The 11924-nt window shown below is 47.6% G+C and carries 13 protein-coding genes and 1 pseudogene; 2 read left to right on the top strand and 12 right to left on the bottom strand.

Annotated elements, in window-relative coordinates; genetic code table 11:
• Positions 1 to 38: 38 nt before the first annotated feature.
• Together ACFO8Q_RS16655 and ACFO8Q_RS16650 are read right to left on the bottom strand one after the other, a co-directional pair.
• Complete coding sequence (locus tag ACFO8Q_RS16655) at positions 39 to 818, bottom strand: enoyl-CoA hydratase (RefSeq protein ID WP_380026975.1); 780 nt, start codon at positions 816 to 818, stop codon at positions 39 to 41.
• Positions 819 to 842: 24 nt separating this feature from the next.
• Positions 843 to 1054, bottom strand: a pseudogene (locus ACFO8Q_RS16650) (3-hydroxyacyl-CoA dehydrogenase family protein); the annotation flags it as partial.
• A 195-nt stretch (positions 1055 to 1249) separates the two neighbouring features.
• Here ACFO8Q_RS16650 and ACFO8Q_RS16645 point away from each other — a divergent pair.
• Entirely contained in the window at positions 1250 to 1873 is a 624-nt protein-coding gene (locus tag ACFO8Q_RS16645) for a histidine phosphatase family protein (RefSeq protein ID WP_380026973.1), read from the top strand.
• 89 nt (positions 1874 to 1962) lie between these two features.
• Here the strand turns inward: ACFO8Q_RS16645 and ACFO8Q_RS16640 are convergent, their stop codons facing one another.
• The 7 genes from ACFO8Q_RS16640 to ACFO8Q_RS16610 form a co-directional block, all read right to left on the bottom strand.
• A complete protein-coding gene (locus ACFO8Q_RS16640) occupies positions 1963 to 2937 on the bottom strand; it encodes an ATP-binding protein (protein ID WP_380026971.1) in 975 nt (324 codons plus the stop codon).
• 11 nt (positions 2938 to 2948) lie between these two features.
• On the bottom strand, positions 2949 to 4064 hold the full coding sequence (locus ACFO8Q_RS16635; protein WP_380026969.1) for a DnaD domain protein: 1116 nt from the start codon (positions 4062 to 4064) through the stop codon (positions 2949 to 2951).
• A gap of 96 nt (positions 4065 to 4160) precedes the next feature.
• Entirely contained in the window at positions 4161 to 5450 is a 1290-nt protein-coding gene (gene asnS / locus ACFO8Q_RS16630; RefSeq protein WP_380026967.1) for an asparagine--tRNA ligase, read from the bottom strand.
• A gap of 134 nt (positions 5451 to 5584) precedes the next feature.
• Positions 5585 to 7072: an AAA family ATPase gene (locus ACFO8Q_RS16625; RefSeq protein WP_380026965.1), complete on the bottom strand. Its 1488-nt coding sequence runs from the start codon at positions 7070 to 7072 to the stop codon at positions 5585 to 5587.
• On the bottom strand, positions 7069 to 7611 hold the full coding sequence (locus ACFO8Q_RS16620) for a hypothetical protein (RefSeq protein ID WP_380026963.1): 543 nt from the start codon (positions 7609 to 7611) through the stop codon (positions 7069 to 7071). The genes ACFO8Q_RS16625 and ACFO8Q_RS16620 overlap by 4 nt, the downstream gene beginning before the upstream one ends.
• Positions 7612 to 7772: 161 nt before the next feature.
• On the bottom strand, positions 7773 to 8288 hold the full coding sequence (locus tag ACFO8Q_RS16615) for a hypothetical protein (RefSeq protein ID WP_380026961.1): 516 nt from the start codon (positions 8286 to 8288) through the stop codon (positions 7773 to 7775).
• 27 nt (positions 8289 to 8315) lie between these two features.
• Positions 8316 to 8516, bottom strand: a complete 201-nt coding sequence (locus tag ACFO8Q_RS16610; protein WP_380026959.1) for a YpmA family protein — start codon at positions 8514 to 8516, stop codon at positions 8316 to 8318.
• A gap of 124 nt (positions 8517 to 8640) precedes the next feature.
• Between ACFO8Q_RS16610 and ACFO8Q_RS16605 the strand changes: the two genes are divergently transcribed.
• Positions 8641 to 8820, top strand: a complete 180-nt coding sequence (locus ACFO8Q_RS16605; RefSeq protein WP_380026957.1) for a hypothetical protein — start codon at positions 8641 to 8643, stop codon at positions 8818 to 8820.
• 77 nt (positions 8821 to 8897) lie between these two features.
• On the opposite strand, the gene ACFO8Q_RS16600 is transcribed toward ACFO8Q_RS16605, so the two are convergent.
• From ACFO8Q_RS16600 to mtnA, 3 genes are read right to left on the bottom strand one after another with little or no spacing between them, the layout of a single operon-like run.
• Complete coding sequence (locus ACFO8Q_RS16600; protein ID WP_380026955.1) at positions 8898 to 10187, bottom strand: amidohydrolase; 1290 nt, start codon at positions 10185 to 10187, stop codon at positions 8898 to 8900.
• 12 nt (positions 10188 to 10199) lie between these two features.
• Positions 10200 to 10856, bottom strand: coding sequence for a class II aldolase/adducin family protein (locus ACFO8Q_RS16595; protein WP_380026953.1), 657 nt, complete (start codon positions 10854 to 10856; stop codon positions 10200 to 10202).
• 15 nt (positions 10857 to 10871) lie between these two features.
• Positions 10872 to 11900, bottom strand: a complete 1029-nt coding sequence (gene mtnA / locus ACFO8Q_RS16590; RefSeq protein WP_380026951.1) for an S-methyl-5-thioribose-1-phosphate isomerase — start codon at positions 11898 to 11900, stop codon at positions 10872 to 10874.
• Positions 11901 to 11924 lie beyond the last annotated feature (24 nt).

Below are 11924 nucleotides of genomic sequence, written 5' to 3'. Positions count from 1 at the left end.
TACGAACTTAAGTGATTAACCAGACCCTTTCAATCACCTTATTTGTGTTTGAATTTGGGGACACGTTTTTCGATAAACCCCTGTACACCTTCTTTCACATCTTCGGTCTCAAATACTTCCACAAATAGATCTGCTTCCCGTTCAACAGCTGATTCAAAAGCTAGTTCCGCCCCTTCATCTACGGCCCGCTTGATGCGTGATAGGGCTTGCAGGGAATAACCAGCGATTTTTTGAGCTAGCTTACGGGCTGCCTCCAATCCTTCACCGCTCGGAACCACTTGATTAACGAGTCCTATACGTGCCCCTTCTTCCGCTGAAATGGGTTCACCGGTAAACATTAGTTCTTTTGCTTTTGCTTTCCCAATCAATCGCGGTAAACGCTGTGTCCCGCCACCGCCCGGGAAAAGCCCAAGTTTTATTTCAGGCAAACCAATTTGCGCATGGGTTTCGGCTATGCGAAGGTCGCAGGTAAGAGCAAGCTCACAACCGCCGCCAAAGGTGATTCCGTTTAATACGGCAATCGTTGGTTTGGACAAGAAATCGATTTGATTTAAAACATGATGGGTTTTCATCACAGTCGCTTTCTTGTCCTGATTCTCAATTAATTGTGGAAACTCTTTAATATCGGCACCAGCCATAAAAGCTCTGTTCCCCGAACCGGTCAAAATCGTTACGATCACTTCCGGATCTTCTGCAATCGAGGTAAAAATCTCCCCCAATTCAGTCACAACTTGATTGCTTAGAACATTCATAGGAGGATTATCAATCGTTACAATCGCGATTCCATCCGCTTTTTCAAAATGAACCAATTTTCCCATTCGGCACTCTTCCTTTCTTACTTCTTACTTTGAATAGTCATACCAGCCTTTTCCGGTTTTTCGTCCAAGATGGCCTGCCTTAACTTTTTCTTCTATACATGCTGCCGGCTTATCTGCCGGATCACCAGTTTCTGCAAAACGCTGCTGCTGAACAAAATACCCGACATCAATCCCCGATAAATCCATATCTGAAATGGGCCCATCGGATGGTTGAGCGCCTTCCTGCATACGGTATCAGATTTTCATCAATATCCACCCCTTAAAACTGAATATCACGAACTTCTACTAACCGGTCGGTATGTATAATTATATTTCAATCCTTTTGATTATTCAAATGTTTTCTCCTGAATATTTGTTTCGTTTTTCGGCATAAAAATGATATGATTCTAGAGTAATAGTTAGAAAATTCACTACCTTGGAGGATCAGGAAATTGAATATCTATTTAATTCGCCATGGTGAAGCTGAGCATAATGTGGATCGTTTTCGGATGGCCCATACTCACGATTCGAAACACGATCTTACGGAACTGGGCAGAAAACAAGCTCAGGTCACTGCAGAATTTATAAAAAATCATGTCACAGGCAGTATTGTACTCTATTCATCCCCATATCTTCGAACTATGGAGACAGCGAAAGCGATTCACTCCCTGCTTCCCGAGGGGACCCCTTTCTATGAAAATCCTCTTCTGCGGGAATGGGAGTTAGGAAATCTGTACGATTTTAACAACCGGACCCCTGAAGCCAAAAAAGAATTTAAAGCGGCAGGGCAATTTTATTTTCGATATCCGAATGGAGAATCGCTTGCAGATGTCTATCTCCGTTCCAGCATGTTCATGCACACTGTTGTGCAACGACTTCTGCAGCAGCAGCGTTATGAAAACTTGATTGCAGTCACCCATGCTGCTTTTATTCAAATGCTCCTTGCCTTTTTAATGAACTGGCCTGTCGACAAATTAGAATCCTATGAACCTGTTGAAAATGCTGCGGTGATTACCCTTAAAGAAGCATATGGGGACTATCATCATGAAAAGATTTTTGTACCGAAGATAGACTAATGGAATTCCTCCAGTTGGAACAACTGCTTCCATTGCAAACAAGGCTTGGCGCTGCCTCTGCATAAAAAAGACCTTCAAATGAAGGTCGTTTACAGTTCCCGTGAACGATAATCCTCTCCAAGCATTTCATACTGGTCGGTTAACCACAACAAACGGGAGACCAGAGCTTCCGCCCGTCTGCTGGTCTCCCCTGAGGCACGGCTGACATAGCGCTCCGCAAGTTCAATTGCGGAAAAGTTTGATGTGATGATGACCGGCTTACGTTCCGGTTCCCGTCCATTGAGGATGGTGTATAATGCCCAAATCGACGATTCATTCACATTTTCATGTCCGAGTTCGTCAATAACCAACACATCGGCTGAAATGTATTTGTCCAGAATTTCGGAACGAGTGGGCAATCCATCCCGGTTTTCGCGAAAATAAAGATCGGACAATGCAGCAAAAGTTTTTTCGGCCTGCACATAAAGCACACGGATCTTCCGGGTGATCAAACGATTTAAGACTGCACACGCCAAATGCGTTTTTGCCGTTCCAAATCCCCCGTAAATGTAGAGGCCTTTCATGTCGGATCCGGGAACGTATTCATTGGCAAACTGAAATGCTTTTGTGCACAGCTCACGGTTTACTCTTTTCTGTTCATCCGGATAGTTCTCAAACGTCATCCGACGATGGCCTTCGCTTAAACCGGAAAAGGTCCACAGCCGCTTTTCCTGTTCCTTTGCCAAATGCTCCCGATAAAAATCACATTTGTTTACCTGTTGGATCAACCCTGTTTCTGTCAATCCGATCGAAAATTGATGGCCTTTTGCATCTTCTTCTTTCGGGCAGGAGGCGAACCCCTGACATCCTTCACATTTTTTTCGATCCAGGTAAATGTGCAGGAGCTGTAGTGACGTACTGCTGGTATAAAACTCATGCGGCAGATCTGCCGTTTGTAATTCAGGGAAGATTTTTTCCCAATAGTCTTTTGGCCGCTCAATCATGTCAGGGTCAAGCGAGCTGGATCGTTTATTTAGAAATGATGGTTTTCCCAACAATGAACCGATTGGTGTGAGCTTCTCCATCCGATTTCCTCCTACTTCAGCCCGGCTTTTCGAAGCTTATCCAAATACTCGCTTTTCACCTTTGAAAAGCCCTGTGTTTTGGAAGGCATCTGATTTTTTTCCTTTTTGTCCAAGGAATCGGTTGGTTTCATCGAATATCGCTTGTTCCATTCTTCCACTTCTTGTATCGCCGCTTCCCGCGTGCGGACCCCCCGTTCCAACCAGTCCTGCACCACAACTTCCACGTATTTTTTGGGAAAATCCGGCTTCCCTTTGGTTAGCGTAATCTGTGCTGCCACGTGATCAATCAGCACCTCAATGCATCCCGGTTCCAGTTGAAACGGCTCCTCCAACAATTGAAAAATCATATTGATCTGAACGGCAGACGGCTGTTTCCGAATCCGTTCGCGCAGATATTGAAGCAAGTAGGCTTCGGGTGCCTCCGCTTTGGCCGGATTTGCCACCTTTTTCATTTCTTCAACCCGCTTTTCAGCCTGCTTACGGGTCAAAATGCCGGAACTGGACCAAGAGGACGCGAGCATCCGAATATACTGCTGATCGAAAACCTGCTTATATTCCTTCACGTGTTCAACCAACACTTCAATTACCTGCGGCGGCAGTTCATATGGGTAGTTCTGGAGCGTAACGAGAAGTTCCTTCTCCTGCTCCGAAAGCCGGTCAAGCCCAAACGTCAGACGCGAGAATTCGAACAGGTAATCAGAATTCTTTGGGGAGAAAGACTCAGGTTTACTCTCTTCCCTTTCATCAACAAAGGTGATGGGTGAAACAGGGAGGATTGATAAGGAGACCCGATCCTTGTCATTCGCATCACGTGTTTTGTTAATATGAACTACCGGTTGTCCCTGGAACCGGAATCCGATCAATTCATCAATTCGCTTTTTGGCCAATTGGAATGAGATCCCCAGGGCGCGGGCCAAATCCGCAACCGAAATTTCGATTTTCCCGTTATCCTTCATAAACAAAGAGAGACAGATGAGCGTATGCAAATGCATCGGCGGAATTTCTGCCAAAAACCCGGAGTACAAAGCATTGTCATGGGTGATAAATTGAATGCGGGTCTCCCATTCATTGCGTATCGGATTGTACTCTTTCTCGATGCGAGTCGATATCATTGTCGAATCGTTCATCATACACCCGTCCTTTAGATCATGGATGATCTATCTCCACTCAGATCTAAGTATATCAAATCCTGTCGAAACTGGCATGAACCGATAGACCATTTTTTACGGATAGATACGATTCAACAAACGAGGGAACGGAATGGTTTCCCGCACATGATCCAATCCGCAAATCCAAGCGATCGTACGCTCCAATCCGATCCCAAACCCGGAATGCGGAACGGTTCCGTACTTTCTCAGATCCATGTACCAATTGTACGCATCGCCAAGTTCATGTTCCGCAAATCGCTCCTGCAGCAGTTCAGGATCGTGAATCCGCTGCGAACCGCCAATAATCTCTCCGTATCCTTCAGGAGCCAACAGATCAGCCCCCAGCACAACTTCGGGACGGTTCGGATCCGGCTGCATATAGAACGCTTTGATCTTCGCAGGGAATTTTTCAATAAAAACGGGACGTTCAAAGTGCTGAACGATTTCTGTCTCATCAGGCGCGCCAAAGTCCTCTCCCCATGGGAAATCATGTCCTTTTTCCTGTAAAAGCTTCACCGCATCGTCATATGTAATTCGCGGAAAAGGACCCGAAATCACATTTTCGAGCGGTTTTGTATCCCGTTCGATCATTTTTAATTCCAGCTTACAGTTTTCTAATACATGACGAACAATATGCTGCACCAAACCTTCTTGAATGACCATGTTTTCTTCGTGCGTACAGTATGCCATCTCCGGTTCAATCATCCAGAACTCGATCAGATGACGTCTCGTTTTTGATTTCTCCGCACGGAAGGTGGGGCCGAATGAATAAACCCGGCCGAGCGCCATGGCGGCAGCTTCCATATAAAGCTGTCCGGACTGGGTCAGATACGCATCTTCATCGAAATATTTGGTTTGAAACAGATTGGTCGTTCCCTCGCAAGATGATGGAGTTAAAATCGGCGAATCGACTTGAACAAAGCCGTTTCCGTCCAAATAGGACCGGATCGCTTTTATAATTTCTGCACGGATTTTGAGGATCGACCTCTGCCGTGGCGAACGAATCCATAAATGACGGTGATCCAGCAAGAAATCGACACCATGTTCTTTCGGTGTAATCGGATATTCGGTCGCCAGCGCAACAAGTTCGACATCCGTCACAGTCAATTCAAAACCGCTGGGAGCACGATGATCGGCACGCACTACTCCTTTGACCCGGACAGATGATTCTTGTGTCAGCCTATCAGATGTTTCAAATACTTCAGCAGGAACTTCCGCTTTCACCACAACCCCTTGAATAAAACCGGTTCCGTCCCGGAGCTGCAGAAATTGAATTTTGCCGCTGGAGCGTTTGTTCCACAGCCAGCCCTCAATAACTACTTCCTGACCAACAAACTGCCCCACATTCTGAATGGTCGTTTTCAACCAGAGTCCCCCCGTTTGATGTACAAATTCACATTCAAAGTACCACAAAGAGCAGCAAAAGGAAACTGTTACAAAAGTCAGAGTATGTATCAAAAAACCGATTCACGAGTGAATCACTCTTGAATCGGTTCCTGTTATACCACCACTGATTGGTTTCTCTGCTGCTTCATCCACTCGCGGAATCTTTCACCTGACATACTTTCCTCTTCAACAAGAGTTCTGGACAATTCATCGATTCCCTTGATGTACGGTTGAAGCAATTCGAAAGTTTGCTTTTCGATGTCTGCCAGAATGCGACGAATCTCTTCATCCAGGACCTTTTGCTGAAGGTTGTCAGCGTCCACGATACCCAGATTCGACAGTCCGCAAGAAACCAGTGTTCGAGCAAGATTTGAAGCCTGCATAAAGTCATTTGAGGCTCCAGTTGAACGGTTGCCAAAAATCAATTCCTCTGCAACGGCTCCCGCCAATGCAACCTTCATCTGACCCTCTAACTGATCCTTCGTATACAGATAAGAATCATGCTGAGGAACCTGGCGCACGAACCCAAGTGCATTGCCGCGCGGTGCGATTGTGATATGAGCAACGGACCCGGGGCGGACTGATTCGGAAGCAATCGCATGGCCAAGTTCGTGTACCGACACCCGAATAAGCTCTTCTGCCGAAGGGCGTTTTCCTGTTTTCTCTCCAAGCAGGACCTTATCAACCGCTTCGCGCAAATGGCGGGTCTCAATCTTCGATGCATCTTCACGCAGCGCCAGAATGGCCGCCTCATTTGTAAGGCTTTCCAATTGTGCTCCGGAGAATCCGTAAGTTTCTTTGGCGATCGCTGACAGATCCACATCTTCCGCTAACGGCTTGTTTGCCGTTTGGATCTTCAGAATATGCAGGCGGCCTTCTTTATCAGGCAAATCGACCTTAATTTGACGGTCAAACCGGCCCGGACGAAGCAGTGCGGGGTCTAACATATCAACGCGGTTTGTAGCAGCCACCACCAAAACAAGCGGATTGGACGTGGTCTGCATTCCGTCCATTTCGGTCAGCAGCTGATTCAGCGTCTGATCGAATTCCTGATGACCTTGCCCGCCGCCGCGTTTCCCGCCGACGACGTCAATTTCATCGATGAAGATAATCGCTGAATCCTTGCCTTCTTTCTTGGCCAAGGTTCTTGCCTTCTTGAACAATTCGCGCACTCGCGAAGCACCCACACCTACATACATCTCTACGAATTCAGAGCCGCTGGCCGAAACAAAAACGGAGTCTGTATAAGTTGCAGCCGCTTTCGCCATCAACGTCTTACCGGTACCGGGTGGGCCTGTCAGCAAAATTCCCTTGAGCGGCCGGATGCCAAGTTTTTTAATTTTATCCCGGTAACGAAGGAAATCCAACGCTTCCATCAATTCCCGCTTAGCGGCTTCCTGACCGCCGATATTATCAAATTCGACTTTATGGGAAGCTGCAATTTCCGCATGTCCGGTGGATACTGTCCCTCTTTTTTCCACCAGCACAGAAACTGCAAATATCAGGGTAATCAGAAGCAAAAAAGGAAGAATATTATAGCCCTGATAAGCAAAAAATACAGCTGCAGCAATTGAGATTCCAATTCCCGCTTCCCGAATCATATCGACTTCACCCCCTGTTGCTGACTGGGTTCACCAATACGATACGAAATCACTTCATACAGAAAATGATCGCCTTTTTCGAGTTGAATATACAGATTCTCACGATCCATAGTAACAGCGGCACGGCTTAAGCCGTCTTTCTGGCCGCGCGCTTGCAGCTTTTCAATCATTTCGGTGAATGATCCTTTTGCAAGACCTTCGTAGATCATCGGCTGATAGGATTGATACAGCGTTTCCAATTCAGGCGTCCGTTTATCCTTGAGTTCAATGGTTACTTCCTGATCAAGAATTTTACCCGCTTTCGTCTTGATCGATCGGTAAGCGGTCTGTAAATCGGCAACTTGATTCAATGAAACTTCGATTGTTTTCTGAGGTCCGCTCAGCTTTACGTCGACTGAATTGACTTGTTGCGTGCCGATCAACTCTTTTTGCAGAGGGCGGATCAGACCATAATCCCGGTACAGAATCCATCCTCCGAAAAACAGAAGCAACGATGCGGTCAAGAACAGTAACGTCGGCATTAATCGTATACGAGACATGGGTACACCCTCTTTCATTTATGGTTAAGCGTCCGCACAGTTTACATAATGAGGAACAGAATAAGTATACCATACCCTATCTGCCTTTTCAGCGGTAATGTTGACCAGTCGCTGGAAGGAAAAACGAGAAACAGGCCCCCCTTTTTGGGACGCCTGCCTGTTTACTTGGTCTGCTGCAAGGTATAGGACGAGAGTACGTTTCCATTGTAAAAGTCCAAGTACGTATATAGCTTTTGACCCTGGGCATTGATTCCATAGATCTCCCAAACGAATCTTCCGGATGCCTTGCCCGCAAATGAATTCTTGTCGTTGGGATCAATAATGCCAGGTGTTACCGTGTTAATTTCAGAATAGCCGGAAGCCTGCCTGGCTTTTTGCTCCGCATCGGCCGCCGATAGTCCCTTGTCAAGATACTCAGAGCCAAGCACCTTGTCTTTCGTGGCAAATACCATCATCGCCCGGCCAAGTTTGTCCTGACCCGTCAAGACGTAGCAAAAAGGTCCGCCCGTATAAGGTTGTGCCGAATCAATTCTTTGCAATGCGGAATTATTGACAGCAATTCGGGCAGCTGTTTTCAAATCAGGCATCTGAGCGGCAGTGAGTTCCCGAAGTAAAAATAAAGACCCGAAAATCAGAGTGACAACCACAAGCAAGCTTGTCCAAACAATCTTCTTCATCAGTTTCCCCTCTTTGGTGCTTCAGCTTCAATGGCTTGTTGTATGCTCCGTAGACTCGTAAATCGACATCCAAAGCGAACCGTCTTCTGCTTTGGAAAGTCCGAAAATAAGTTTGTACGGTTTAAGTGTTCTGTTTAAAAAGTCTACAATCTTGTAGAAATTGTCGGTTTCCACCTGTACTGTTGCCAAAACCTCCAACTCATGCGTATCCAGCTGATGTGCATCCAACGTTGATCACCTCTATTGTAGCATGTTGTGCGTCCTATTTGCTCCTGTCATGGTAAAATCCTTGTAACATACCGAAAAGCCCGCGAGAGATACTATAGGTACATCAGAAAAGGGGGGATCGACAGTGGAGATTTCTACCCCGATGCCACTCCCCGTACAACGAATCAGACAGATCGCCCATGAAAAATCAATTGAACTTGGATGCGAGGATCTTTTTCGTTGCGAAAGTTGGGCAAATCCCCATCTGTGGAGTGATCGCGAGCATTTTGATCTGAAGACTCGAAATCCGCACAGCTATCTATAACATTTCCCGACTGAACCTCTCTATTCAAGAAAGATAAGGAACAATCACCCTTTGCTGCAGGTGATTGTTCCTTCTTTCTACGAAAACAGTCGATTGCAAACCGTTTCCACTTCCCGGTAAATTTTCTCTTCGTCCATGGTCAACACTTTACGGTTCTCCACGACAAGCTTGCCATCGATGATTACATCCGTTACATCACCTGATTGGCCAGCATACACCAGATGGGCAATCAGGTTGTGACGCGGATAATAATAAGGACGATTGTAATCGATCAAAATCAGATCTGCAATCGCTCCCGCCTGAAGCGTGCCTAGCTTTTCTTCAAGGAAGACCGCTCTTGCTCCATCAACCGTGGCCATCTGAAGCGCCTTGAAAGCGGAAACGGCAATCGGATCCAATCCGACTCCTTTATGAATCATAGCCGCTTGACGCATCTCTTCGAACATGTCAAGATTGTTGTTCGAAGCGGCTCCATCCGTTCCCAGCCCAACTGTGACTCCTTTTTGCAGCATTTTCACGGCTGGTGCCACACCTGAGCCCAGTTTTAAGTTCGAATCGGGATTATGAGCGACACGAACGTCGTATCGTGCCATAATATCAATGTCTTCATCTGTCACGTGCACACAATGCGCAGCCAGTGTTGGCCGCTGAAACAGATCCACCCGTTCCATGAGTTGAATCGGAGTGCATCCGTGCTCAGCCATACAGCCTTCAACTTCTCCCGACGTTTCACTTAAATGAATCTGCAGCGGAACGTTCAATTCCTCAGACAGTTCAACGACCCGTTTCAAATAATCGGGAGGGCACGTATAAGGGGCGTGCGGGCCGAGTAATGTTCTAATTCGTCCGTTCGCCGCACCGTTCCACTTTTTCACGAACGCACGGCTTTCGGCAATCGCTTGCTCTCCTTTTTGTGGAAACCCGATCATACCGCGGGACAGTACGGCCCGGATACCGGTTTCTTCCACGGAACGGGCTACTGCGTCCATGTGAAAATACATGTCTGTAAAGCAAGTTGTACCTGTCTTTAGCATTTCGAGGATGGCCAATTGAGTTCCCCAATAGATATCTTCTTCCGTCATTTTGTCTTCAATCGGCCAACATTTCGTTTGCAGCCATTCCATCAGCGGAAGATCATCAGCGTAGCCGCGAAGCAGAACCATCGCTGCATGGCCATGTGTGTTCACCAATCCAGGCATTGCCACTTTGCCGGAAGCATCAATTTCTTTTTCCATCGGCTGGGTCCCTGTATAATCGCCGGAACCCACTTCTTGAATCCGATTGTCCTCCAGTACGATATACCCCTTATCCATCCATGATTCTTCAGTCATTGTAAGAATCGTCGCATTTTTGATGAGTGTGGCCACCCAGTTCCCCTCCTATTTCTGACCATAATGATCCCGATATGTTTCACGCAGGTATTCCACATCGTCATGCGATAAAAGAACCGGCGAGCCGATCATCTTGGCAATCGCATAGATCTGGGCCCCTTTTTCCACGATCGTGCACACGCGAAGTGCTTCCATGATATCGGGACCGACCCCTACCACTCCGTGGTTGGCAAGCAATACGGCTCCTTTTTTAGTAAGCGCTCTGACCGCGTTCGCCCCAAGCTCCGCTGTTCCGGGAAGGGCATATCGGGCAACGGAAACCGGTCCGCCCACCACCTGCGCCAGGTCTTCCACGATCGGCGGGATCTCCTTATGAGCGGCAGAACATGCAGAAGCGTAAATGCTGTGCGTGTGCATGACACCATTTACATCCGGTCTAGCTCGCAAAATCGCTAAGTGCATTTGCAGTTCAGACGTCGGCTTCAGTTTGCCTTCGACCACTTCCCCTGACTCCAAGTTGACCGCCACCAGATCTTCTGCCTGCATGATCCGGTAATCGACTCCGCTTGGAGTGACGACAACCAGCCCGGTATCAGGCACCCTTGCCGATACGTTGCCCCAGACAGAGGCGACCAGCCCTCTCTCGTACATCTCCTTGGCCGCCTCTACCACTTGTTCACGAATCTCTCCAACTCGTTCGTTCATTTATGTTTATCCTTTCTATTTCAGAATTGCCATTCGTTCCCGATTTGGTGATTCCACAACACCTTTTTCCGTAATGATGGCCGTAATGAATTCGTGCGGAGTGACATCGAATGCGGGGTGAAGAGCGGGTACTCCCGCCGGTACCATACGCTTTCCTCCGATTACAGCAACCTCTTCCGGTGACCGCTGCTCAATTTCGATTCGCTCGCCCGTTTCAAGCGAGAAGTCTAAAGTAGACGTCGGAGCCGCTACGTAAAACGGAATCCCATGGTGTTTCGCAAGAACCGCAAGCGAATAGGTCCCGATTTTATTCGCCGTGTCGCCGTTTGCCGTTATGCGGTCGGCACCCACAATGACCAGGTCCACTTGTTTTTCTTTCATCAGGTGACCCGCCATTGAATCGGTGATAACCGTTACCGGGATGTTATCCTGATGCAGCTCAAAAGCGGTGAGTCTTGCCCCTTGCAGATAAGGGCGTGTCTCGTCAGCATACACAGAAATGTTTTTGCCTGCTTCCTGTGCCGCCCGAATCACTCCAAGTGCAGTTCCATATCCGGCGGTGGCCAATGAGCCCGTATTGCAATGAGTCAAGATTCTCGCATTGTGAGGTATATAACGCAGCCCGTGTTGCCCGATCGCTTGATTCATTGCAACATCTTCCTTGGCAATGGTCTGGGCTTCCCTGGTGATCAGCTCCACTAACTCAGGAACCTCCAAGTCAGCGTTTTGATCAATCAGGTGATTCATCCGTCGAATTGCCCAGAACAGATTCACAGCCGTCGGGCGGGTCCGCGCGAGTCTCTCACCAACACCTTTTATGTATTGCAAAAAATCGCCCTTGTTCAAATTCGCACCTTGTTGCGCCCCAATGGCAATCCCAAAAGCTGCGGCAGCTCCAATCGCCGGTGCACCTCGAACTTTCATCGTCTCAATTGCTTCCGCCACATCTTCCACCGTTTTGCAATCCACCCACTCCATTTTCTCGGGGAGCTGCAGTTGATCCAATAGCAGTAATGACGTTCCATTCCATTTGATCGGTTCCAAACTCGAACCCTCCTTCCCGTTTTG

It is taken from the genome of Effusibacillus consociatus, assembly GCF_042652925.1.
In the GTDB taxonomy this organism is placed as follows: domain Bacteria; phylum Bacillota; class Bacilli; order Tumebacillales; family Effusibacillaceae; genus Effusibacillus; species Effusibacillus consociatus.
The sequence above is the reverse complement of the archived record's forward strand: the minus strand, read 5'-3'. Positions and strand labels throughout refer to the sequence as shown.